General features: G+C 64.2%; 17 protein-coding genes, 3 tRNA genes and 1 pseudogene. 13 read left to right on the top strand and 8 right to left on the bottom strand.

Annotated elements, in window-relative coordinates:
• Nucleotides 1-7 precede the first annotated feature (7 nt).
• Together ENHY17A_RS00945 and ENHY17A_RS00940 are read left to right on the top strand one after the other, a co-directional pair.
• A complete protein-coding gene (locus tag ENHY17A_RS00945) occupies nt 8-1,225 on the top strand; it encodes a UbiH/UbiF/VisC/COQ6 family ubiquinone biosynthesis hydroxylase (protein WP_159709339.1) in 1,218 nt (405 codons plus the stop codon).
• 199 nt (nt 1,226-1,424) lie between these two features.
• Nucleotides 1,425-2,639, top strand: a complete 1,215-nt coding sequence (locus ENHY17A_RS00940) for a TCR/Tet family MFS transporter (protein WP_159709338.1) — start codon at nt 1,425-1,427, stop codon at nt 2,637-2,639.
• A gap of 8 nt (nt 2,640-2,647) precedes the next feature.
• Here the strand turns inward: ENHY17A_RS00940 and ENHY17A_RS00935 are convergent, their stop codons facing one another.
• Both ENHY17A_RS00935 and ENHY17A_RS00930 read right to left on the bottom strand, forming a co-directional pair.
• Nucleotides 2,648-3,256, bottom strand: a complete 609-nt coding sequence (locus tag ENHY17A_RS00935) for an LON peptidase substrate-binding domain-containing protein (RefSeq protein WP_268893982.1) — start codon at nt 3,254-3,256, stop codon at nt 2,648-2,650.
• Nucleotides 3,253-4,164 (bottom strand): tetratricopeptide repeat protein, encoded by a 912-nt coding sequence (locus ENHY17A_RS00930; protein ID WP_443018280.1) that lies wholly within the window; start codon nt 4,162-4,164, stop codon nt 3,253-3,255. Before ENHY17A_RS00930 ends, ENHY17A_RS00935 begins: the two co-directional genes overlap by 4 nt.
• A 166-nt stretch (nt 4,165-4,330) precedes the next feature.
• Here ENHY17A_RS00930 and ENHY17A_RS00925 point away from each other — a divergent pair.
• Nucleotides 4,331-4,405: transfer RNA gene (locus ENHY17A_RS00925), tRNA-Gly, on the top strand.
• Nucleotides 4,406-4,776: 371 nt separating this feature from the next.
• Here the strand turns inward: ENHY17A_RS00925 and ENHY17A_RS00920 are convergent.
• Together ENHY17A_RS00920 and ENHY17A_RS00915 are read right to left on the bottom strand one after the other, a co-directional pair.
• Nucleotides 4,777-6,078 (bottom strand): MFS transporter, encoded by a 1,302-nt coding sequence (locus ENHY17A_RS00920; protein WP_159709337.1) that lies wholly within the window; start codon nt 6,076-6,078, stop codon nt 4,777-4,779.
• Nucleotides 6,079-6,102: 24 nt separating this feature from the next.
• Nucleotides 6,103-6,897 (bottom strand): 2-keto-4-pentenoate hydratase, encoded by a 795-nt coding sequence (locus tag ENHY17A_RS00915; RefSeq protein ID WP_159709336.1) that lies wholly within the window; start codon nt 6,895-6,897, stop codon nt 6,103-6,105.
• Between the two features lie 114 nt (nt 6,898-7,011).
• Between ENHY17A_RS00915 and ENHY17A_RS00910 the strand changes: the two genes are divergently transcribed.
• From ENHY17A_RS00910 to ENHY17A_RS00900, 3 genes and pseudogenes are all read left to right on the top strand, one after another.
• Complete coding sequence (locus ENHY17A_RS00910) at nt 7,012-8,046, top strand: LacI family DNA-binding transcriptional regulator (protein WP_159713980.1); 1,035 nt, start codon at nt 7,012-7,014, stop codon at nt 8,044-8,046.
• Nucleotides 8,043-8,629 (top strand): annotated as a pseudogene (locus ENHY17A_RS14880) (nucleotidyltransferase family protein). Before ENHY17A_RS00910 ends, ENHY17A_RS14880 begins: the two are co-directional and overlap by 4 nt.
• Before the next feature lie 190 nt (nt 8,630-8,819).
• The gene (locus ENHY17A_RS00900) at nt 8,820-9,566 is read left to right on the top strand and encodes a 5-deoxy-glucuronate isomerase (RefSeq protein WP_236547681.1); all 747 of its coding nucleotides are present in this window, start codon (nt 8,820-8,822) and stop codon (nt 9,564-9,566) included.
• A 165-nt stretch (nt 9,567-9,731) separates the two neighbouring features.
• Here ENHY17A_RS00900 and ENHY17A_RS00895 read toward each other — a convergent pair.
• Nucleotides 9,732-9,805, bottom strand: a tRNA-Gln gene (locus ENHY17A_RS00895).
• Between the two features lie 149 nt (nt 9,806-9,954).
• Here ENHY17A_RS00895 and ENHY17A_RS00890 point away from each other — a divergent pair.
• Both ENHY17A_RS00890 and ENHY17A_RS00885 read left to right on the top strand, forming a co-directional pair.
• The gene (locus ENHY17A_RS00890) at nt 9,955-11,016 is read left to right on the top strand and encodes a Ppx/GppA phosphatase family protein (protein WP_159709335.1); all 1,062 of its coding nucleotides are present in this window, start codon (nt 9,955-9,957) and stop codon (nt 11,014-11,016) included.
• The gene (locus tag ENHY17A_RS00885) at nt 11,013-11,690 is read left to right on the top strand and encodes an RlmE family RNA methyltransferase (RefSeq protein WP_159709334.1); all 678 of its coding nucleotides are present in this window, start codon (nt 11,013-11,015) and stop codon (nt 11,688-11,690) included. Before ENHY17A_RS00890 ends, ENHY17A_RS00885 begins: the two co-directional genes overlap by 4 nt.
• A 209-nt stretch (nt 11,691-11,899) precedes the next feature.
• Here the strand turns inward: ENHY17A_RS00885 and rpoZ are convergent, their stop codons facing one another.
• Complete coding sequence (rpoZ, locus tag ENHY17A_RS00880; RefSeq protein ID WP_159709333.1) at nt 11,900-12,244, bottom strand: DNA-directed RNA polymerase subunit omega; 345 nt, start codon at nt 12,242-12,244, stop codon at nt 11,900-11,902.
• A 134-nt stretch (nt 12,245-12,378) separates the two neighbouring features.
• Between rpoZ and ENHY17A_RS00875 the strand changes: the two genes are divergently transcribed.
• Nucleotides 12,379-13,539 (top strand): phospholipase D-like domain-containing protein, encoded by a 1,161-nt coding sequence (locus tag ENHY17A_RS00875; RefSeq protein WP_159709332.1) that lies wholly within the window; start codon nt 12,379-12,381, stop codon nt 13,537-13,539.
• Between the two features lie 134 nt (nt 13,540-13,673).
• A complete protein-coding gene (locus ENHY17A_RS00870; RefSeq protein WP_159709331.1) occupies nt 13,674-16,079 on the top strand; it encodes a glycoside hydrolase family 2 TIM barrel-domain containing protein in 2,406 nt (801 codons plus the stop codon).
• Nucleotides 16,080-16,157: 78 nt separating this feature from the next.
• On the opposite strand, the gene ENHY17A_RS00865 is transcribed toward ENHY17A_RS00870, so the two are convergent.
• Nucleotides 16,158-16,244: transfer RNA gene (locus ENHY17A_RS00865), tRNA-Leu, on the bottom strand.
• Nucleotides 16,245-16,672: 428 nt separating this feature from the next.
• Entirely contained in the window at nt 16,673-17,248 is a 576-nt protein-coding gene (locus tag ENHY17A_RS00860) for a LolA family protein (protein WP_236547680.1), read from the bottom strand.
• Between the two features lie 226 nt (nt 17,249-17,474).
• Here ENHY17A_RS00860 and nadB point away from each other — a divergent pair, with 226 nt between their 5' ends.
• From nadB to polA, 3 genes are all read left to right on the top strand, one after another.
• On the top strand, nt 17,475-19,085 hold the full coding sequence (gene nadB / locus ENHY17A_RS00855; protein ID WP_443018279.1) for an L-aspartate oxidase: 1,611 nt from the start codon (nt 17,475-17,477) through the stop codon (nt 19,083-19,085).
• Nucleotides 19,086-19,256: 171 nt separating this feature from the next.
• A complete protein-coding gene (locus tag ENHY17A_RS00850; protein WP_236547679.1) occupies nt 19,257-20,450 on the top strand; it encodes a serine hydrolase in 1,194 nt (397 codons plus the stop codon).
• Between the two features lie 47 nt (nt 20,451-20,497).
• Entirely contained in the window at nt 20,498-23,284 is a 2,787-nt protein-coding gene (gene polA / locus ENHY17A_RS00845) for a DNA polymerase I (protein ID WP_159709330.1), read from the top strand.
• Nucleotides 23,285-23,286: the final 2 nt, after the last annotated feature.

Below are 23,286 nucleotides of genomic sequence, written 5' to 3'. Positions count from 1 at the left end.
CGGGTTCATGGAACGCGCAGATGTCATCATCCTTGGCGGCGGTTTGGTCGGGAGCGCGCTGGGCGTGGCACTCGACGCGCATGGCCTGTCGTCGATCATCGTCGATCCCGCCGATCCGGCGGTGGTGCAGGGCGCAGGCTTCGACGGACGCGCGTCGGCAGTCGCGAGCGCCAGCCACCGGATGTTCGACGCGATCGGCGTGGGCGAGCGGCTGGCCGGGCATGGCTGTCCGATTCGGGCGATCCGGGTGAGCGACGGGCTGGAGCCTGGGGCGCTCGATTTCGAACCCGATGCCGATGATGGCGCTTTGGGGGTGATGTACGAAAATCGCCGGTTGCGGACGGCCTTGTTCGAGGCGGCCAGTGCTGCACCTCTGGTTGATCTGCGGATGAAGACCCTGCCGGTGAAGACCGAGCGCGGCGTCGGTGGGGTATCTGTCACCCTGTCATCCGGCGAAACCGTGCATGCGCCGCTGGTGATCGCCGCCGAGGGACGTCGCTCGCCGATGCGCGAGGCCGCCGGGATCAACGTCGCGCGCTGGCAATATGACCATGTCGCGATGATCGCGACGCTGAACCACGAACACCCGCACGAGAATACGGCGTTCGAGATCTTCTATCCGGCGGGGCCGTTCGCGATCCTGCCGCTGCTGGATGACGAGAATGGCCACCGTTCGGCGATCGTGTGGACGGTGGATGCCAAGGACGCGCCCGGTCTGCTCAAGCTGGGTAATCGCGGTTGGCTGGCCGAGGCGGAAAAACGGATGGGCGGGTTTCTGGGTACGCTTGGCCCGGTCACGCAGCGGTCGAGCTATCCGTTGGGATTCCACCACGCGGCGAAGGTCACCGGCGAACGGCTCGCGCTGGTCGGCGACGCGGCGCATGGTATCCATCCCATCGCGGGGCAGGGCGTCAATCTGGGCTATCGCGACGTCGCGACGCTGGTCGAGGTGCTGGTCGAGGGCAAACGGCTGGGGCTCGATCTGGGCGACGCGCAGGTGCTGACGCGGTACGAGCGGTGGCGCGGGCTGGATACGTTCATGGTGGCGGCATCGACCGACCTGCTGACGCGACTGTTCGGTATTCCCGGCAAGACCGCCAGCGCAGTGCGGCGGTTCGGGATTTCGGCGGTGAATGCGGTGCCGCCGCTGAAGAACCGGTTCATGGCCGAAGCGCGCGGTGAGTCGGGCGATTTGCCGAAACTGCTTCAGGGGATGACGGTCTAAAGTCCCGTTTCGTCACCCCGGACTTGTTCCGGGGTCCACTAAGCCGATTGTGCTTCGCTCGCGCACAAAGCGTTTTGCCCGCCGCCCGGTGGACCCCGGAACAAGTCCGGGGTGACGAGTAGTTATCGGCACGCTACCTGCTACCCACTCCCATAATCGAATCGCGCGGGCTCCCGCTGCGGTTCAGGAATCCGTCCCCATGACCGCGCTCAACCGGCATCGGCCCGCCATCGCCTTCGTGCTCGTGACCGCCGCGCTCGACGTGATGGCGATGGGGCTGGTGATTCCGGTGCTGCCCATCCTGATCGAGGAGTTTGCCGGGTCCGCATCGACCGCCGGGTGGTGGAACGGGGTGATGGTCGCGTTGTGGGCGCTGATGCAGTTCGTGTTCTCGCCGATCATCGGATCGCTGTCCGACCGGTTCGGCAGGCGTCCGGTCATCCTGATTTCGATCTTTGGGCTGGCGGTCGATTGGGTGTTGATGGCGCTGGCACCCAATTTGTGGTGGCTGGCGGTGGGGCGGATCATCGGCGGGATCACCTCGTCCAGCTTCACCGCGGTCTATGCCTATCTCGCCGACATCATCCCGCCAGAGGGGCGCGCCAAGGCGTATGGCCTGGTCGGGGCGGCATTCAGCGCGGGGTTCATTGCCGGGCCTGCACTGGGCGGCGTGCTGGGCGAATGGGGGCCGCGCACGCCGTTCTGGGTGGCGGCGGCGCTTTCGGCGCTGGCCTTCCTCTACGGCCTGTTCGTGCTGCCCGAATCGCTGCCGAAGGAGCGGCGCATGGCGTTCGCGTGGAGCCGCGCCAATCCTTTGGGCGCGTTCCGGCTGCTACGGCGGCATGCGGAGCTGACCGGGCTCGCCTGGGTCTATTTCATGCTTTATTTCGCGCACCACGTCTTTTCCGCGGTGTTCGTGCTCTATGCCGCGCACCGATACGGGTTCGGGCCGCTGGAGACTGGGTTGTTGCTGGCGTTCGCTGGCTTGCTCGAGATGCTGGTGCAGATTTTCCTGGTCGGGCGGGTGTCGGCACGGCTGGGCGATCGGCGAACGATGGTAGTCGGGCTGGTGCTCGGCGCGTTCGGCATTCTCGGCATGGGGCTGGCCCCGACCGGCTGGCTGTTCATCGCCGCGCTGGTGCCCAATGCCTTGTGGTCGCTGGCGTTGCCGACGATCCAGTCGCTGATGACGCGATTGGTGTCCGAGCGTGAACAGGGTCAGTTGCAGGGCGCAAACAACAGTGTGGCGAGCGTCGCGGGGGTAATCTCGCCGTTGTTCTTCGGCGCGGTGTACGGAGTGTCGGTGGTGGCGATGCCGGGGCTGGTGTTCGTGATTGCGGCGGTGGTGTTGCTGGGTGGTGCTGCGATCGGGCATTTTGCGGGGCGGGGGGTGGCTCCGGCCTCGCGCTCCTAAATGCCCACTTACTGAAGCGTGCCCGCCTCATCATCGCCGTGCCGCCCGTAGAATTGCATCAGTTGCACGATCAGTTCGGTGCGTGTCGCAATATCCGGCGCTTCCAGCAGCGCCTGTTTCGATGCGGCGTCGAACGGGGCGATCTGGGCGATACCATTGACGAGGCTCTGGTCGTCGAGCCGAGAGACGGCTTCCCAATCCACCGCATAGCCCTGAGCATCGGCAAAGCGGCGCGACTCCATTTCCAGGCTAGCGCGTTCGCCAAGCGACAAGTCGGTTTTACTCTCCGCCGGCAGCATTTCCGCCTCGACCTGGCGAAACGGCGTTGGCACTTCCAACTCGCGCGTCACGCGGAACAGCGACACGCCCTGAAGCACGATGTCGTAGCGTCCATCCTCATGCGCTTCGACATCGATGATCTGACCGACGCAACCGACGTCGAACAAGGCGGGCTTCTCGCCCCCTTCGCGCGGCTGGATCATGCCGATGCGGCGATCGCGAGCGAGTGCGTCGGACACCATCGATCGATAGCGCGGCTCGAAAATGTGCAACGGCAGGTGCATGTGCGGAAACAGCAGCGCACCCCCCAGGGGGAAGATCGACAGCCGCGTGCTCACCCGAACAGGGTCGCGGACAGGCGGCGGCGCTGTGCGGAGACCCAGGGGTCTTCGAGGCCGACGACTTCGAAAATCTGGAGCAGCCGCGCGCGCGCTGCCGCTTCGTTCCAGTCGCGATCCTCGGCGATTAGCGCAAGCAGGGTGTCGGCGGCGGCATCGCGGTTGCCCGCCGCCATCTGGCCGTCGGCAAGCTTCATGCGCGCGTCCATGTCGGCCGGATTGGCGGCGACTTCGGCCTCCAGCGCGGCAAGATCGCCGACCGGCTGTGCGGTGGTGGCAAGGGCTAGTGCGGAACGCGCGCGGTCGATCTCGGGGGCTTTGGTCACATCCTCAGGTAGCGCATCCAGCAATTGCTGCGCTTCGTCGGTGCGGCCCAGCGACACCAACGCGCGCACGGTGCCGGCATGGACGGCCGGATTGTCGGGCGCCATCTCCGCAATCTGGGAGAAGATCGACAGCGCTCGGTCGCCATCCCCCTGTGCCAACGCCTCCTCGCCCATGGCGATGAGCGGCTCGATGTCGGCTTCGGCCTGCGCCGCAGGCGAATCGAGCGGGATTTGCTTCAATATCTGGTCGAGCATCGTCTTTAGCTGCGATTCGGTGCGCGTCTGGGTCAGATCGGCGACCGGTTGGCCCTGAAACATCGCATAGACGGTCGGGATCGATCGAATCTGGAATTGGGCCGCGATGAACTTGTTTTCATCGACATTGACCTTGGCCAGCACCACGCCCTTGTCGGCATAATCGGCGGCGACCTTTTCCAGTGTCGGCGTCAGCGCCTTGCACGGCCCGCACCATTCGGCCCAGAAATCGAGGATGACGAGGCTGGTCATGGACGGTTCGACGACGTCCTTGCGGAACTGTTCGACGGCTTCGCGTTCCTGCGGGGACAATCCTAGCGTGGCCAAGGGGCGCTCCTGATCGGGGAATTGGAAGCGCTCTATTTGGGCGCTTTGTGCGCGGCATCCAACCCCCGAACGAAAGTTGCGTATCGGGGGTTGCCGACCCCGGAACCCGCTGCTAGAGGCCACCGCCTTACCCGCCCGGTTCGCGTAACCGGGATCAGGCGCCAGAGCGGGCGTAGCTCAGGGGTAGAGCACAACCTTGCCAAGGTTGGGGTCGAGGGTTCGAATCCCTTCGCCCGCTCCAACTGCCTCAGCGATTCGGCTGCGCCAAATCGTGCTCAGCGGCAGTTCGGACGGCATCGCCCTGGGCGATGTCCGACGACGTGGCTTTGCCACGTCGGAACCCTCGAATATTTTGTTGGTGCTACGCCCTTCCGGGCTACGCGCGGGGTTCGAATCTCTTCACCCGCTCCAGCGGTGGCAGCGAATTAGCTGCGCTAATTTGTGTTTCAGCGACCGCACGGACGGCGGGGCCAAGGCCCCGACCGACGACGCGGCTTTGCCGTGTCGGAACCCGTGAGGTTTTGGCGATGCACCCCTCCGACACATGGGGGCGTCAGCCCGACACGCTTCCACCGAAGCCGGCAAGCACGCGCGCATCGCCCGAATAGCCGCCTAAACCCGTACGATCTCCACCGGCTTCAACCGCGGCGACAACAGATGGATTGCCCCCACCGCGAGGAAATAAACCACCGTGCAGCAAGCGAAGATCAGCGTGTAATTTCCCGCGGTCGCATCCAGCACCAGCCCGGTCGATTTGGCCATGATCATGCCGCCGATGCCACCCGCAAAGCCGCCCAACCCGATCACCGATCCCACCGCACGCTTTGGAAACATGTCCGGCGGGATCGACAGCAGGTTGGACGAAAACGCCTGATGCCCGGCGAGCGCAAGCCCGATCAGGCCCACCGCCAGCCACATATTGTCCAGGCTGGTGACGAATAGCAGCGGCGTGACGCAGCACCCGGCGATCAGCATCGTCACCTTGCGCGCGACATTGGGGGTGTAGCCCTTGTGGATCAGCCGCGACGACAGCCAGCCTCCCGCGATGCTGCCGACATCGGAGAGCAGGTACATGACAATCATGGGGAGCAGCACCACCGACAGATCGACGTCGTAAGTGGACGTGAAATATTTGGGTAACCAGAACAGCATCAGGAACCACACCGGATCGGTCAGGAACTTGGCGGTCGCGAAGGACCAGGCTTCGCGCGTGCGTACGACCTTGCCCCAGCCGATCTTTTCGATCCTTTCGGGCGGGTCATGTTCGATCCAGGCGAGTTCGGCTTCGCTGACTTTGCCGCTTTCGCGCGGATTGCTGTACAAGAGCAGCCACAGCACCAGCAGCACCGCGCCGAAAATGCCGGTGTAGAAGAACGTCTCGCGCCAGCCGAAGCCGAGCCAGGTCATGAACACCCACAACGTCGGGGCGGTCAGGATGACGCCGATCGTGGTCGCCGAATTGACCCAGCCGATCGCATAGGCGCGCTCCTTTTGCGGGAACCACTCGCTCGACGCGCGCACGACCGAGGGAAAATGCCCCGCCTCGCCGACGCCCAGCACGATCCGCGACAGCATGAACGACAACACCGATGTCGCGAAGCCGTGCATGACATGACCGATCGTCCAGATCGTGATCGCGATCGAATAGCCGATCTTCGGCCCGAACCGATCGACCAGCCAGCCCATGAGCAGGAAGCCCAGCGCATAGGCCGCCTGAAACGCGGTGACGATGTTGCCATAGTCATTCTCGTTCCAGCTCAGCTCGTCGCCCAGCATCGGCGCGAGCAGCCCCAGCATCGTGCGGTCGATATAATTGACCGTGGTCGCGAAAAACAGCAGCGCGATGATCGACCAGCGATATCTGCCGACCTTCGTCGCGATTGGCCCCGGTGCCGTGGCGGGTTGCGCGTCCATGATGATCCTCTCTCTGGTGCAGGCTTATCCCTGCGGCCGCGCTGCCTCTATCGAGCAACTGACGGCCATATCCTTGAACGTCGCGGTGACCTTTGCACCGGGGCGCACGACATGCACCCCGGTCACCGCGCCGGTTGAAATCCATTGTCCGGGGGCCAGCGCGATGCCGCGCGCCGCCAGCGTGGTGAACAGCCAGGCGGCCGCGCCGATCGGGCCGTCGAGCATCGTCTCTGCCGTCGCTTCGCCCGCGACCGCGCCGTCGATCTCCAGCCGCACCGGCCAGCCGACAAAGCCGCGATCCCGCCACCCGTCGATCGCGTCGCCGATCACCAGCCCGTGATTGTTGCCGAAATCGCTGATCGTGACGAGCGGTCCCAGATCGTTGATGCCGGGAAAGGGCGAGGACGCGATCTCAAGCCCGACATGCACCGCGTCGATATGGGAAACGGTGTCATCGAAGCTCCAGTCGGTGCGTGTCGGGTCGGGCGCGGTGCCGATCCGCATCAGATATTCGGCCTCTGCCGCGCCGAAGCCATCGGCGAACACCGGCATAGCTGGAGTGGTGCCGCGACCATCGACGACGGTGTCTGGAAAGATCGGTCCCGCCAAACGGTCGCTACCGAGTTGTCGGTCGAGCGGCGGGTTGATCCGCCCGACTTTCCAGCCCGCAACGGGCTGTCCGAACAAACGGATCGCATCGTTCTGGACCGCATAGGCGGCGTCCAGGCTGGTCGGCGGGGTGCCGGGATAATCGGGCAGGGCCCGTGCCGCGCGCCGCGCGTCGACAAACGCGCTCGCAATCTGACTGCCCTGGCTCATGCATCCCCTCTTCGATACTTTCGCGGGATTAATACGGAAACCGGTGTCATTGGCAAGGGGCTATCGCATCGTCATGGATTGGCGGTGGCCGATCGGCGCGCTATGCCGTTGGATGTGAAGAAAACCGCCCAGCCCACGATCAACGACGTCGCGCGGATCGCGGGCGTCTCGAAGAAAACCGTCAGCCGCGTCATCAACCAGTCGCCGCTCCTGAACGGCGACACCCGCAAGCGCGTCGAGGAAGTGATTGCCGAGCTTGGCTATGTCCCCAATCCGCAGGCACGCGCACTGGCGCTCAGGCGCAATTTCCTGATCGGACTGATCCACGACAATCCCAATCCGCACATGGTGCTGGGCGTGCAGCAGGGGCTGCTCGAAGTGCTGCGCGACACCGAGTTCGAACTGATCGTTCACCCGGTCGATCGCGGATCGCCCAGCATGGCGACGGACATCCGGCTGTTCCTCGAACGCCAGCGTCCTTACGGCGTGATGCTGCTCCCGCCGATATCGGAAAATGATGCGCTGGCGGAACTGTGCGCGGAGATCGGCTGTCGCTTCGTGCGGATGGGATCGGCGCCGTTCGACGATGCGCAGCATATGGTCGCGTCGAACGATCGCGAAGCGGTGCGCGGTGCGGTCGATCACCTGATCCAGGCGGGGCACAAACGGATCGGCATGATCCTGGGGCCGCACGGATTCCGTTCGGCGTTCGAGCGGCAACAGGGATATGAAGAGGCGATCGAGGCGGCGGGCATCGGCGTTCAGCGGACGCTGGTCGCACAGGGCAATTACACGTTCGAATCGGGAATGCGCGCGGCCGAGCGCCTGCTCGACCTGTCGCCGCGCCCAACCGCTATCTTTGCCTCGAACGACGAAATGGCTGCAGGCGCGCTGCACGTCGCGCGGCAGCGGGGCCTGGACGTGCCCGCCGACCTGTCGATCATCGGCTTCGACGACACTTCGATCGCATCGCATCTGTGGCCACCGCTGACCACGGTCCGCTGGCCGATCGCGACGATGGCGCGCGCGGCGGCGCTGAAGCTGATTGGCGATGCCGGGGGTGAGGAGAATGGCGAAAGTGGCGGAGAGGACGCACTGTTCGTCTCGACGCTGATCCGCCGGGCCTCTGTCGCGCCCCCGCCGGGGTGAGCGGGCGATGCAACTTTCGGGGACAGCAATTGAGCCAGATTGCCTCCCTTTGCACGCTGCTGTTCCAAGACCAGGTCAGACGGGCCGCATTGGAGGCAGTCGCGGCGCTCAACCTTCCCGACTGCTGGATCGGGGCGGGTTTCGTTCGCGATGCCGTATGGGACCATCTCCACGGCTATGGTACTCGTCCGTCGAGTGGCGATGTCGTGTGGTTCGGACCTGCGGCAAAGCACGAGGATATGGATCAGCGCATCGAACGCCAGCTTGGGTTTGCGTTGCCCGATGTCGAGTGGTCCGTAAAAATCAGGCGCGGATGCATCGTCGCAACGGCGATGCGCCCTATACCTCTGTGGCCAACGCGATGCGATATTGGCCTGAAACGGCGACCGCGATGGCAGCTCGGATAGATGCAGCAGGTTCGATCGAAATCAATGCGCCGTTCGGCATGGAAGATCTTTTTGCGTTGCGGCTTAAACCGACACTGGCGTTCGCGACCGGCAAGCTGCCCATTTTCGACCGTCGCGTGTCCGACAAGCGCTGGATTGCGCGATATCCGCGCCTCATAGTGTCGCGGATTGCATAGATTTCGGGTGTCGGTGGCTTCGGCCTGAGATGCCAGCTTTCGCTGGCATGACGGATTGGGGTCCGTAAGGGGTGTCGGAACAGTCTCTGCGCGGGCGAACGACTGCAATCTGTTGCATCGAAGATGTTAGGGTTGAACCCGCACCTGACACCGGTTACCAAGAGCAAAACGCATTCCATGGAGAGCCCGCATGTACGACCGCACTTACTACGCCACGCATCCGGACATGATGGAGGTGGTGTCGAACGAGGAGTTGCGGGATCGCTATCTGATCCAGGGCTTGTTCCGCGACGGCGAGTGCGTGTTGAACTACACCCACGCCGACCGCTTCGTGATCGGCGGGGTCGCGGTGGCGGGTGCGGACGTGGCCTTGCCCGCGCAGGAAGAACCGGCCTCGGCCAAGGGGCATCCGTTCCTGGAGCGCCGCGAGATGGCGGTGGTCAATGTCGGCTCGGTCGAGGGTGTGGTGACCGTCGATGGCGAGAGCTTCACGCTGGGCAACAAGGACTGCCTCTACGTGACGATGGGCGCGACGGACGTGGTGTTCTCAGGTGAGGGCGCGCGCTTCTATCTGGCGTCGTGCCCAGCGCATCAGGGGTTCAAGACCAGGAAGCTCGGTATCTCCGACGCCAATGCGCTCGAGCGCGGCAGTCTTGAAGAAAGCAACGAGCGGACGATCTTTCAGCTCGTCATTCCCGGCGTGTGCGACAGCGGGTCGGTGCAGGCGTGGGGGCAGGCGTCGGGGCGGGCACCACGATCACGCCTTCACCGGGCGATGCGATATCCGCCGCACCGTTACATGCCGTCAGCGCGATCGCCGAACTTGCGATTAGAAAAGTGGAAAAACGCTTCATCGACCTGGCCCCTTTGGTTGTCGCGGGCGCTGCGACTCACTGTTCGCGGCCCGTCCAACAGCGCCTCTAGGGTTCGATTGTGAGAGTCGTGTGACATTAAGTTATGCAAATGGCGTGATTTGTGGAATTTTATTGTCTTTGTTCTGACGTTGAATTGTCATGCCCGTGAAACCGCGTTGTCACGCAAACGTCACAAGCCGCGCTCGCCTCGCAAGACGAAATGATGCGTATCGATGTCAGGAAAAGTCTGGATGCCCCGTGAGGATTCGAACCTCAATAGACGGAGTCAGAGTCCGTAGTCTTACCATTAGACGACGGGGCAATCAGGCGGCGGCGAATAGGACGGGCGTTTCGCGGGGTCAAGCCCCTGCCCGCCACTGCGCTTGCTCCGTTCAACCGCTTGCGATAGCGTCGCCCCCAACCACCGAGCGGCACTGCGCCGTGACGGATAGAATATAAGCGAGTGACGACATGGGGGACCATCCCGCCAATCTGTCGTCCCAATCGGGGCCACGGACCCGTGAGACGACCACCGCGCGCGCGGCGAATCCGGGCGCGCCTCGCCCCCGCTGGCCATCGGCGCGCCATTATGCCGCGCTCGACCTGGGTACCAACAATTGCCGCCTGCTGATCGCGCGTCCACAGGGCAAGGACGGCTTTGCGGTCGTCGATGCCTTTTCGCGGATCGTGCGGTTGGGCGAAGGGCTGGCCGCATCCGGGCAACTGAGCGACGCGGCGATCGAACGCACCATCGCCGCGCTCAAGATCTGCGCCGAGAAATTGAAGCGCCGCAACGTCACGCTGGCGCGCTCGGTCGCGACCGAGGCGTGCAGGCGCGCGTCGAACGGTGCTGCATTCATCGAACGCGTCCATGCCGAAACCGGCATCCTGCTCGACATCATCACCGCCGAGGAAGAGGCGCGGCTGGCGGTGCTGGGCTGCCATGCACTGCTCGAGCCCGGCGACGGCCCGGCTTTGGTGTTCGACATCGGCGGCGGATCGACCGAACTGGTGCTGCTCGACGCCAGCGAACCCGTGCCGCGGGTCCGCGCCTGGCATTCGGCACCCTGGGGCGTCGTCTCGCTGACCGAAGCGCATGGCGGCGGCGAAAGCGCCGCGGCGCGCGCCGAGGCCTATGCGCGGATGCGGCGTGTCGTGACCGAAGCGTTTGCGCCCTTCGCCGAGAAAATCCCCGCGAACGGCGACGGCCACCGCCTGCTCGGCACCAGCGGTACGGTGACGACGCTGGCGAGCGTCCACTTAGAGCTCACCAGTTACGACCGATCGGCGATCGACGGTCTGATCGTGCCGTCGGCGGCGATGCGCGGAGTCAGCGAACGGCTGTCGCGGATGAGCCTGGAGGAACGAGGGACAGTGCCGTGCATCGGCCGCGAGCGCGCCGACCTGGTGGTGGCGGGATGCGCGATTTTGGAATCGATTCTCGATTTATGGCCCGCCGAACGCATCGGCATTGCCGATCGCGGCATTCGCGAAGGCATCCTTCGCCGCCTGATGAATGGACGCGTCGCATGACCCGCAGCACCGGACATACCCGCGTCAAGACGGCCAAGGGCCGCACCGCGCAATCGACCCGCTGGCTGGAGCGCCAGCTCAACGATCCCTATGTCAAAAAGGCCAAGGCCGAAGGCTATCGCAGCCGCGCAGCCTACAAGCTGCTCGAACTCGACGAGCGGTTCAACCTGTTGCGCGGGGTCAAACGCGTCGTCGATCTGGGGATCGCCCCGGGCGGCTGGACCCAGGTCGTGCAGAAAAAGACGAAGGGCGCGACGATCGTCGGTATCGACCTGCTGCCCGTCGATCCGATCGAGGATGTGACGATCCTGCAAATGGATTTCCTATCGGACGACGCGCCGCGCGTGCTGACCGAAGCGCTGGGCGGCGACGCCGACATCGTGCTGTCGGATATGGCCGCGAACACCGTCGGCCACGCCCAGACCGACCATCTGCGCACGATGGCGCTGGTCGAGGCAGGAATGGTGTTCGCGTGCGAAATCCTGCGCCCCGGCGGGGCTTATGTGGCGAAAGTACTGGCAGGCGGTGCCGACCATGACCTGGTTGCCGAACTCAAACGCAACTTCACTGCGGTCAAACACGCCAAGCCCCCTGCGAGCCGCAAGGGTTCGTCCGAATGGTATGTAATCGCGCAAGGGTTCAAGGGTCGGGTTGACGTGGGAGAAGAGGGCTAAGACGCCTCCTTCGTCACCCTGGACTTGTTCCGGGGTCCACCAAGCCGTTTGCGCATCGTTCCGTAAACCGAGCGCACGCGTGCCGCCCAGTGGCCCCCGGAACAGGTCCGGGGTGCCGAAGTGAGTTGGTCACACCCGCAAGCCAAAGAAAAAGGCCGCCCCGGACATTCCGGAGCGGCCTTTTCTAATCCTGGCAACCGACGAAAGCCTCAGCCTTCGTAATCGCCACCGACATTGGTGTTGCGCGGCGGCGCGGCGGCGGTGAGGCGCAGCGCCTCTGCCGATGCCGACAGCGAACCGATTTCGTCGGGTGCTTCTTCGTCGTCGATCTGGACCTTCTGGAGCGAACCGACGAGCGATTCTTCCAGATGGTTCGGGCGCACCGTCTGCTCGGCGATTTCGCGCAGCGCGACGACCGGATTCTTGTCGCGGTCGCGGTCAAGCGTCAGTTCGGCACCGCCCGAAATCTGGCGGGCGCGCTGGGCCGCGAGCAGTACCAGGTCGAACCGGTTGGGGATCTTGTCGACGCAATCTTCGACGGTGACGCGCGCCATGAACGCTTCCTTCGCAAAACTTCTGACAGGTGTCGGAAAGGCTGGCGAACTAGGGGCAGGCGGGCCGATTGTCAAGAAATCGTGCGGGGGCGGCGCTTGCGATGCCAGGCGTTGCCCGCCATGAGCCGGAGGTGATGGACGATCGCCCCCCGCAACCCAGCTTTCACGTCGACGGCAACCGCTTCACGCTGCTCGATACCGGCGCCCGGCGGATGGAGGCGCTGATCGATCTGATCGACCGCGCGCAAGAAACGCTGCGCGTACTCTTCTATATCTACGTCGATGACGCCGCGGGCACGCGGGTGCGCGATGCGCTCGCCGCAGCGGCTACACGCGGGGTCCGCGTATCGCTGATCGTCGACGGGCTGGGCGCATCGGCGGCAGACGATGATTTCTTTACTCCGCTGGAAGCAGCTGGTGCCGATCTGTGCCGCTTCATCCCGCGACTGGGGCGCAAATATCTGCTGCGCAACCATCAAAAGATGGCGATCGCCGACGAGACGCGCTGCATCATCGGCGGCTTCAATATCGAGGATGCCTATTTCGGCACCGTCGCGAGCGGCGCATGGCGCGACTTGGGGCTGCTGGTCGAGGGGCGTGCGGCGCGGCGGCTGGCGGGCTATTTCGACGCGCTCAATGTCTGGACGCATTTTCCGAAGGCACCGATTCGAGGGCTGACGCGGCTGCTTCGCGCCTGGTCCGAACCCGAAGGCACCGTCCGCTGGCTGCATGGCGGACCGACAAGGCGGCTGTCGCCCTTCGCGCGCGCGATCCGGCACGATTTGAAGCGTGGCAAGCGGATCGACATTCTCGCGGGCTATTTCGCGCCGGGGGTCAGTTTCCTGCGAAGACTCGGCCGTGCGGGGCGACGCGGGCGCGTGCGGCTGGTGCTGCCGGGCAAAACCGATCACCAGATGGCGATCTGGGCCTCCCGCTTCACCTATCGCGGACTGCTACGCAAACAGGTCGAGATCTACGAATATCGCCTGACCAAATTCCATACCAAACTGATCGTCATCGATGACGTCGTGCATATCGGATCGGCCAATTTCGATATCCGCAGCTTTTTCATCAACATGGAAGTCATGCTGAGGATCGAGGATAAGGCGTTCGCGGATCATGTCCGCGCCTATGTCGATGGCGAAATCGCCGATTCGGAACGGATCACCAGGGAGTTGCACCGCGCGCGCAGCAGTTGGTGGAAACGCATTGCCCGGTTCGGCGCGTTCTTCGTGATGACGGTGCTCGATTATAACGTGTCGCGGCGGCTGAATTTCGGGCCGAAGGACAAATAGAGCCCGACTCTAATATCCATGGTGGCTACCATTATATGGGATCATGTTCCACATTACCTCTATCACTGTCGTTTCCACTTTGATAGCCTCAGCCCAAGATCGGTTTTCGAAGACTGACAAAAGGGGTGGAGCGGATGAGCAAGCGAACACGCGCTTTGGGATTGGCGCTTGGCGTTGCGCTGCTGTTGCCACCGGCTGCCGCCCTCGCCCAGCGCGTCACCACTCCGCTTGCTGACGACTGGCGCTTCATTCAGGCCGATCCGGCAGGGGCAGAAACGGCGGATGCCGATATCAGCGCATGGGAAACCGTGTCGGTCCCGCATGACTGGGCGATCGCCGGTCCGTTCGACCGCAATGCCAAAGCGGCAGGTGAAAACGGCTTCCTGCCCACCGGCATCGCTTGGTATCGCCGGACGCTGGACATCAAGCCTCAGCCCGGTCGCCGCTATTTCGTCGAGTTCGACGGGATCATGGAGCGCAGCGGCGTGTGGGTGAACGGGCACCATGTCGGTTTCCGGCCGATGGGCTATGTCAGCCTGCGCTACGACATCACCCGTCATTTGCGCGCCGATGGCAAGAATGTGATCGCCGTGCGCGCCGACACCTCGGCTGCGCCCTCCTCGCGCTGGTACAACGGTTCGGGCATCTATCGTCATGTTCGCATGATCGAAACCAGCGACGTGCATATTCCTCAGGGCGGTGCCTTCGTCCACACGCCGACGATCGCCAAGAACAGCGCGACGGTGGCAATCTCGACCGAAATCCACAATGCGAGCGACGCCGCGCGCGGCGCGACGGTCGAGGTCGTCCTGACCGGCCCCGACGGGCTCGAAGCGGGGCGGACGACCTCGGCGCTCACCAATGTCGCCGCCGGGCGAACCGCGATCGTCGCGCGCGAAGTTCGCGTCGCCAATCCGCGCCGTTGGGACGTTGACGATCCCGCGCTCTACACCGCCGCCATTCGCGTACGCGCCGCCGACGGCAGCGTCCTCGACGACCAGGCCGTCCGCTTCGGCATCCGCGAGGCGAAGTTCGAACCCGCCACCGGCTTCTGGCTGAACGGCAGGAACTTCAAGCTGAAGGGTGTCGCGCTGCACCATGATGGCGGCGCGGTCGGCGCGGCGGTGCCGCTCGACGTCTGGCGGCAGCGGCTGGGTGCGTTGAAAGCCCAGGGGGTCAACGCGATCCGCACGGCGCATAACGTGCCGAGCCCGGAATTCCTCGACCTGACCGACGAACTCGGGCTGATCGTGATGAACGAACTGTTCGACCAATGGAACGTTGCCAAGACGCCCGAGGACTATCACCTGTTCTTCAGCGACTGGCACAAGCGCGACGCGCTCGACATGATCCGGCGCGACCGCAACCATCCCAGCATCGTCCTCTGGAGCGCGGGCAACGAAATCCACGACACCGCCTATCCGGTACAGGCAAAGACAGCGCTCCAGAGCATCCTCGACATCGGCCATGCCGCCGATCCTTCGCGGCCGATGACACTGGCGCTGTTCCGCCCCAATGTGACCAAGGATTACGAGAACGGCCTGGCCGACATGCTCGACGTGGTCGGCCAGAATTACCGCGAGAACGAACTGATCGCGGCGCACAAGCAGAATCCGAAACGTAGCATCATCGGCACCGAGAACGGGCATAACCGCAGCAACTGGCTACCGGTACGCGATTTCGCTCCCTTTGCGGGCATGTTCCTGTGGACCGGCATCGATTATCTGGGCGAGGCGAACCGGTCGGGCTGGCCCAACATCCAGAACCCCTCGGGGCTGCTCGACCGCACCGGTCGCCAGAAGATCAGGGGCATGGAACGCGAAAGCTGGTGGTCCGATCGTCCGGTGATCCATGTCGTACGCAACGCCGATCCCGGTGCCGCAGGACCGGCCACCGACGGCGCGGGCGGCCCGAACCAGCCGGTGCTGCCGACGATGATCGCGGTCGCCACACCCCAGCCAAAGATCGCGCTGTTCGACGACTGGACGCCTGAGGCGCGATCACCCGGCCCGCAGATCATCGAGGTTTACAGCAATTGCCAGCAGGTGGAGGCGATGCTGAACGGGCGGTCGCTCGGCTCGTTGCCGCTCGACAAGGATGCCGCCCCCCGCCGCTGGTCCGTGGCCTATGCCCCCGGCGAAGTCCGCGCGGTGTGTAGAGACGCAGGCGCAAACAATCTGTCCGACTCCCTGCGCACCGCGGGCCGCGCGGCGCGAATCGAACTGGCCCCGGACAAGCCTGAGGTTGGATCGACGTTCGACGACATGACCTATGTCCGCGCACGCGTGGTTGATGCCAATGGCGTCACGGTGCCGCGCGCATCGCACCGCCTTAGGTTTGCGGTAAAGGGTGCAGGGCAATTGATCGCGACCGACAATGCATCGTCGACCGACCACACGCCATTCCCCTCGCACAGCCGCGCTGCGAACGATGGCGTTGCAGCGGCGCTGGTGCGGGGCTCTGGTTCGGGAAACTTCACGATTCAAGCCACGGCAGATGGATTGAAGACCGGCACCGTCCAGTTGCGCGCGACTGAATAGCGCCAAGCCACCGCTCGTTTTTGCTGGTGACAATGGGGCAGGAGACGCCACCGCCGGTGCGTGCTCCTGCCGATTTCCTGGTGCGGCCAAGAAGACTCGAACTTCCACGGGCTTTCGCCCACAACGACCTCAACGTTGCGCGTCTACCAATTCCGCCATGGCCGCACGGAAACGCCGCCGGATTGCTCCGGCCGCTGGCAGGCGCGAGCCCCTAGCAAAGGGTGGGAGGACTGGCAATGCCGCCACGTCGTTTTTGCTTACGGATTGTGTGGTCGAGATTTGGGCTGGGGCGTGCCGAAAACTGCGCTTGTAGAGAACCGGCGCGCAGCGTGCTTCAGCACGTGAGCACCGGAAGCGCAGACAAGGGCGGTTTGCAGGCCGCCCCGGCCCGAATATCGGTCACACAAGGAAAGGCCCTCGCTCCGGGGGCATGGAACGAGGGCCAACCTAGCGTTCGTCACGCAGGCGGGAGAGGGACTTGGTCCGGTCAACAGGGGGGAAACACCGGAACCCCGCTCTCCGCACGTTCTTTACTAGCAATCCGAAGCTGTCGCCGGGATGAACGGACTGAAAGATTCGTTCAGATTGCCGATTTAACCGGGCCGCCCACCGCGACGCGGGTCGTTCCAGCGGAACGTCCGGTCGTTGACGGGCACGTTGAATTTCTGGTCGCTCAACCGGATCGTCGTGCGGTTGTTCTGGCTGTCGAGCGCGACCCAGCCTTGCAGGCGCAATCCGCCGGGCGCTGCGCTGTCGCGGGCGAAAATCATGGAAATCCTGCCATATTGCGGGCGTTTGGGGTCATGTGCTTCGACCGTAAGGACGCGCGGATCGGTGCCGGGCACGACCTTGGCATAGCGCGTGATGTCTTGGCGCGGGTCGATCAAAACGCCCAGCGGCGAATCGCCGATCGGCCAGCGCTGCTGCTGGCGCACCTGATAGTCTAGGAAATGCAGGTTCCGGCCGTCCGCCACGATCAGATACGGGACGCCCTGTTGATACTGGAACCGGATCTTGCCGGGCTTTTTCAGCGTCATGGTGCCGGCCAGCACCTTTCCCGCGCGATCGGTCTGGGTAAAGCTGGCAACCATGCTTTCGGTCTGTTGCAGATGGCGCTGGACAGCGGCGAGGTCGCCGCTTTGCGCGACTGCGACCGGGGCCGACGTCATGAGGGCCGGGGCCGCGACTGCCGCCGCGGCGAGACTTAGGGCAACACGCAGTTTCACGTTGTTCTTTCTCCACATCATGCCCGGCGGGATAGGACCCTTGGCTTGAACCTATAGTGAACCCGCCCAACCCCTTCACCCTTCATTGCGTTCCCGCAACTTTATCGGAGTGCGGGCAAGATTTGTTTCATGTGCGCGGCAACTGCGGCTAGATCGCAGGGGTTTCGAGTTGAGGCGATCGGAAGGCACGGATTTGGGCGAGACGCGGCAAAGCGACATCTTGATCGTCGGTTCGGGCGCGGCGGGGCTGACCGCGGCTCTCAATCTGGCCGACCGCTTTCGCGTGACGGTGCTGGCCAAGGGTGCGCTCAACGAAGGATCGACCGCCTGGGCGCAAGGCGGGATCGCTGCGGTGCTGGAGCCCGGCGATACGTTCGACAATCATGTCGAGGATACGATGGTCGCAGGCGCTGGCCTGAACGATCGCGAGATCGTCGAATTCGTCGTCGAGGGCGCCCCTGCCGCCATCGCCCGCCTCGTCGAACTCGGCGTGCCGTTCAACAGCGACGGCGATACGCTCCATCTGACGCGCGAGGGCGGGCATTCGCATCGCCGCATCGTCCATGTCGACGACGCCACCGGCTGGGCGGTCCAGGAAGCCCTGATCCGCGCGGCAGAGGCCCATCCCAACATCACGCTCGTCCCCAATCAGGTCGCGATCGACCTGGCGACCAGCCGTCACGAGGAACGCTATTCGGGCGCGGGCTGCGTCTGGGGTGCCTATGCGGTCGACAAGGTCACGGGCCACGTCAACCTGTTCACCGCGCGCGCGACGATCCTGGCGACCGGCGGCGCAGGCCGGACCTATCAATTCTCCACCGCACCCAGGGGCGCGACCGGCGACGGCATCGCCATGGCCTGGCGTGCAGGCGCACGCGTCTCGAACATGGAATTCATGCAATTCCATCCGACCTGCCTGTTCAACCTTGAGGTCAAGAATTTCCTGATCACCGAGGCCGTTCGCGGCGAAGGCGGGCAGCTGAAAATCCCCGAAACGGGCCACCGATTCATGCCCGATTTCGACCCCCGCGCCGAACTCGCGCCGCGCGACGTGGTGGCGCGGGCGATCGATCACGAGATCAAGCGGCTGGGCCTCGACTATGTCCATCTCGACATCAGTCATCAGCCGCCCGAATTCGTGCGCGAGCATTTCCCGACCATCCATGCCAAGCTGTTGGGGCTGGGCATCGACATGACGACGCAGCCGATCCCGGTGGTGCCCGCGCAGCATTACACGTGCGGCGGGATCGTCATCGACCGCGACGGGCGCACCGATCTGCCCGGGCTTTATGCGGCGGGCGAATGCACCCAGTCGGGTTTGCACGGTGCGAATCGCCTGGCGTCCAACTCATTGCTCGAATGTTTCGTGTTCGGCGAAAGTGCTGCGAAGCACATCGCGGCAAGCTGGGATGACCTGACCCCCGTCCCCCCCATCCGCGGCTGGGACGAAAGCCGGGTGACCGACAGCGACGAAGAAGTGGTCATCAAGCAGAACTGGACCGAAATCCGCCGCTTCATGTGGAATTATGTCGGCATCGTCCGCACCACCAAGCGGCTCCAGCGCGCCGCCAGCCGGATCAAGCTGCTCCAGGAGGAAGTTGCCGATTATTACGGCCATTTCCGCGTCACCCCCGACCTGATCGAGCTGCGCAACCTGCTCCAATCGGCCGAACTGATCGTAAAGTCCGCGCTCCACCGCAAGGAAAGCCGGGGCCTGCATTACACGCTCGATTATCCCGAACAGTCGGAATGCGCCGAAGATACGATCCTCGTCCCCTGATCGCCTGCGATAGAATCCCCATATTTCAGGGGGATTCACAATTCGTCGCTAAGCTGGCAACATTCGTCGCATGGGCGTGGAACCCGGCTTGCCGGGAGGACTCGCAAGCGCGCATGATCGCACACGGGCAAGGGGCGAGTAGAAGCGTTGGGTTTTTTTCAGGCATTTACGGTGAAACAGCGGGCGATGACCATTGCGGGGCTGGCCCCTGTCGTGCTGCTCGGCTGCGCGCTACATGAAGGGATCATTCCGGCCGGTGCCGCCCGTGCAGAGCCCGCACCAATAACCCGATCTATTGCCGCTACGCCTGCGTCTCGCCCGTTCGTCGTGCAGCCGACCAACCGCGTCGCCATTCCCGTGCCGCCACCCCCGCCGCGCCCCGCCGCGCCGCCCGCCGTGCTGGTGTCGAACATCGAACGGATGCACAGCGATTTCGGCGGCCGCGTCGGCATCGCCATCCGATCGATCGACGATGGCTGGACGGTCAGCGCCAATGGCGACCAGCCGATGCCCCAGCAGAGCGTCAGCAAGATGTGGGTGGCGATGACCATCCTCGATCAACGCGATCGCGGGCGGATCGATCTGTCGGACTCGGTGACGATCACCCGTCAGGACCTGACGCTGTTTCACCAGCCGATCGCGTCGCTGGTGGTGCGCAACGGATCGCACACCACCACGGTCGAAAACCTGCTGCGCCGTGCGATCACATCGAGCGACAATACCGCCAATGACCGGCTTCTGACGCTGGCGGGCGGACCTTCGGCGGTCAATGAATTCATCCGGCGAAAATCGCTGGGCAGCATCAAATTCGGTCCCGGCGAGCGTCTGCTGCAAGCGGGGACCGCGGGGCTGACCTGGAATCAATCGTACAGCGTCGGTCGCAATTTCTATACCGCGCGCGCAGCCTTACCGATGGAGGTTCGCCGCCGCGCCTTCAACGCCTATGTCGCCAATCCGCCAGACGGTGCCAGCGCGCACGCGATGGTCGATGCGCTGGCACGGTTGAAGGAAGGCAATCTGTTGTCGGCGGCCTCCACCACCTGGCTGGTCTCGACCATGCAGAACACGCGCACGGGCCGCTCTCGGGTCAAGGCGGGAACGCCCTCGGGCTGGCTGTGGGGCCACAAGACCGGCACCGGCCAGGATCTGCCGCCGCGCACCGCAGGCTTCAACGATGTCGGCATCATGACCGCGCCCGACGGCAAAAGCTATGCGGTCGCCGTACTGATCGGCGAGACCAGCCGATCGGTTCCGCAGCGTCAGGATTTGATGCAGCGCGTCGCCGCCACGGTCGCCGCCAACCACCGCCCCGACCGGATGGCGGCGGGCGGGACACGATCGGGCCAAACCCAAACAGGCATGTGACCTAATCGCATCTCGCGTGCGCGCGCGGGGCTTGCTAAGTCGCAGCGATGGCCAACCACCTCTACCTGGTCGATGGATCGGGCTACATCTTTCGTGCGTATCATCGGCTGCCGCCGCTCACCAACAAACATGGTGAGCCGGTGGGGGCGGTCTATGGTTATACCACGATGCTGTGGAAGCTTGCCGACGCGCTGCACAAGGGCGCCAAGGACGAGGGCGGGCCGACCCACATGGCGGTCATCCTCGACAAGTCGAGCCACACCTTCCGCAACGAAATGTACGACCAGTACAAGGCGCATCGCCCGCCGCCGCCTGAAGATCTGGTCCCCCAATTCCCGATGATCCGCGACGCGACCCGCGCCTTTTCGCTGCCCTGCATCGAGGAACAGGGCTGGGAAGCCGACGATTTGATCGCCAGCTATACCAAGGCGGCACTGGCGCAAGGCTGGTCGGTCACCATCGTCAGTTCGGACAAGGATCTGATGCAATTGTTGACGGACGATTCGGTCGACATGCTCGACACGATGAACAACCGGACGCTGGGTCCGGCGTATGTCCGCGAGAAATTCGGCGTTGGGCCGGAGAAATTGGGCGAAGTACTCGCGCTGATGGGCGACAGCGTCGACAATGTCCCCGGGGTGCCGGGGATCGGGCCGAAACGCGCCGCCGATCTGATCAACGAGCATGGCGATGTCGAGGCGGTGATCGCCGCGACCGCGACGATGAAGCCGTCGAAGATGCGCGACAACCTCATCGAACATGCCGACGCCGCGCGGCTGTCGCGAAAGCTGGTCGAACTCGCCTGCGACGTGCCGTTGCCCGATGCGCTTGAAGAACTGGAGCTGAAAGGCATTCCGGAGCCGCCGTTGCGCGCGTTTCTGGAGCATCACGGCTTTCGCTCGCTGCTCGCCAAGCTGGCGTCGCGCGATGCGCCTGCGGGTATCGATGCGCCCGCAACGGCCGAGGCCACCACCGCCGCCGCGCCCGACCTGCCCGACGACCCGCCGTGCGATCACGACAATTACGAGACGGTGACGGACGAGGCGGCGCTGGACCGCTGGATTCAGATCGCCCGTCATCAGGGCTGGATCGCGATCGATACCGAGACGACGGCGAAAGACCCGATGTCGGCGGAATTGGTCGGCGTTTCGATGGCGCTCCACCCGAACCTCGCTTGCTATATCCCGCTTGGCCATGGCGGCAGCGACATGTTCGCCGAAAACCCCGTGCAATTGTCGGCGGACATCGCGCTCCCCAAGCTGAAAGCGCTGCTGGAAGACCCAAGCGTGCTCAAGATCGGGCACAACCTCAAATACGACCTCATCATCCTGCGAAAGCTGGGGATAAATGTTGCGCCCTATGACGACACGATCGTCATGAGCTTCGATCTCGATGCGGGTCTGCATGGCCACGGCATGGACGAACTCGCCGCCACCCACCTCTCGCACAGTTGCATCGCCTATAAGGACGTAACCGGCACGGGCAAAAAGGCGATCGGTTTCCACGAAGTGGATCTGAAAGCCGCCACCCGCTATGCCGCCGAGGACGCCGATGTGACGCTCCGCCTGTGGCGGCGCTTCAAACCGCGCCTGACGCGCGAGGAAGTCACGCGGGTCTATGAACGCGTCGATCGCCCGCTCGTCTCGGTCATCGCCGACATGGAGATGGCCGGAGTGAAGGTCGATGCGAAGGTGCTGTCGCGTCTGTCGGAGGAGTTCGCGGCCCAGATGGCGAGCCTGGAAATCGAAATCCACGAGATCGCAGGCACCAAGTTCACCATCGGCAGCCCCAAGCAACTGGGCGACGTGCTGTTCGAGCAGATGGGGCTGAAGGGCGGTCGCAAGGGCAAGTCCGGCGTCTATTCGACCGACGTCAACGAGATGGAGCGGCTGGCGGGCGACGGCGTGGAAATCGCGCGCAAGGTGCTCGACTGGCGGCAATTGTCGAAGCTCAAATCCACCTACACCGACGCGCTTCAGCAACAGATCGATGCGCGGACTGGCCGCGTCCACACCAGCTACTCGCTGACCGGTGCGCAGACCGGGCGGCTGTCATCGACCGACCCGAATTTGCAGAACATCCCGATCCGCACCGAAATAGGTCGCCAGATTCGCGATGCATTCGTGGCGGAGCCCGGCAACGTCATCCTCGCCGCCGATTATTCGCAGATCGAATTGCGGCTGGCCGCGCACATCGCCGAAGTGCCCGCGCTGCGCGATGCCTTTGCGCGAGGCGATGACATCCACAACATGACCGCGCAGGAATTGTTCGGCGAGGTCAATCGCGAGACGCGCGGGCGCGCCAAGACGATCAACTTCGCCATCCTCTACGGCATCTCGCGCTGGGGGCTTGCCGGGCGGCTCGACGTGTCGGCGGACGAAGCCCAGTCGATGATCGACCGCTATTTCGAGCGCTTTCCCGGCATCAACCGCTATATTGCCGAGACACTGGAATTCGTGCGCGAACATGGCTTCACCCGCACTTTGTTCGGGCGCAAGACGCATTTCTCGCGGATCAAATCGAAGCTCCAGCACGAACGCCAGGGCGCGGAACGCGCAGCGATCAATGCGCCCATTCAGGGGACCAGTGCCGACATCATCAAACGCGCGATGGTCCGCATGGGCCCGGCGCTTGCCGAGGCGGGCCTGCCGAACGTGCGGATGCTGATGCAGGTGCATGACGAACTCGTTTTCGAATTGCCCGCAGGCGATGTCGACGCCGCGCGACCCGTCATCGAGCGCGTCATGGCAACCGCCGCCGAACCCGCGATCATGCTGACGGTGCCATTGGGCGTCGAAATCGGCGTCGGTCCAAGCTGGGGCGCCGCGCATTGAGC

Origin of the sequence: Sphingomonas sp. AX6 (assembly GCF_902506605.1) — a bacterium.
In the GTDB taxonomy this organism is placed as follows: Bacteria; Pseudomonadota; Alphaproteobacteria; order Sphingomonadales; family Sphingomonadaceae; genus Sphingomonas.
This window is presented reverse-complemented; position numbering and strand designations above follow the sequence as displayed.

Bases quoted from the DNA above. Each gene is read 5' to 3' on its own strand.
- ENHY17A_RS00945 (WP_159709339.1), top strand. From the start codon at position 8: ATGGAACGCGCAGATGTCATCATCCTTGGCGGCGGTTTGGTCGGGAGC.
- ENHY17A_RS00940 (WP_159709338.1), top strand. From the start codon at position 1,425: ATGACCGCGCTCAACCGGCATCGGCCCGCCATCGCCTTCGTGCTCGTG.
- ENHY17A_RS00920 (WP_159709337.1), bottom strand. From the start codon at position 6,078: ATGGACGCGCAACCCGCCACGGCACCGGGGCCAATCGCGACGAAGGTC.
- ENHY17A_RS00915 (WP_159709336.1), bottom strand. From the start codon at position 6,897: ATGAGCCAGGGCAGTCAGATTGCGAGCGCGTTTGTCGACGCGCGGCGC.
- ENHY17A_RS00900 (WP_236547681.1), top strand. From the start codon at position 8,820: ATGTACGACCGCACTTACTACGCCACGCATCCGGACATGATGGAGGTG.
- ENHY17A_RS00890 (WP_159709335.1), top strand. From the start codon at position 9,955: ATGGGGGACCATCCCGCCAATCTGTCGTCCCAATCGGGGCCACGGACC.
- ENHY17A_RS00885 (WP_159709334.1), top strand. From the start codon at position 11,013: ATGACCCGCAGCACCGGACATACCCGCGTCAAGACGGCCAAGGGCCGC.
- rpoZ (WP_159709333.1), bottom strand. From the start codon at position 12,244: ATGGCGCGCGTCACCGTCGAAGATTGCGTCGACAAGATCCCCAACCGG.
- ENHY17A_RS00875 (WP_159709332.1), top strand. From the start codon at position 12,379: ATGGACGATCGCCCCCCGCAACCCAGCTTTCACGTCGACGGCAACCGC.
- ENHY17A_RS00870 (WP_159709331.1), top strand. From the start codon at position 13,674: ATGAGCAAGCGAACACGCGCTTTGGGATTGGCGCTTGGCGTTGCGCTG.
- ENHY17A_RS00860 (WP_236547680.1), bottom strand. From the start codon at position 17,248: ATGACGTCGGCCCCGGTCGCAGTCGCGCAAAGCGGCGACCTCGCCGCT.
- polA (WP_159709330.1), top strand. From the start codon at position 20,498: ATGGCCAACCACCTCTACCTGGTCGATGGATCGGGCTACATCTTTCGT.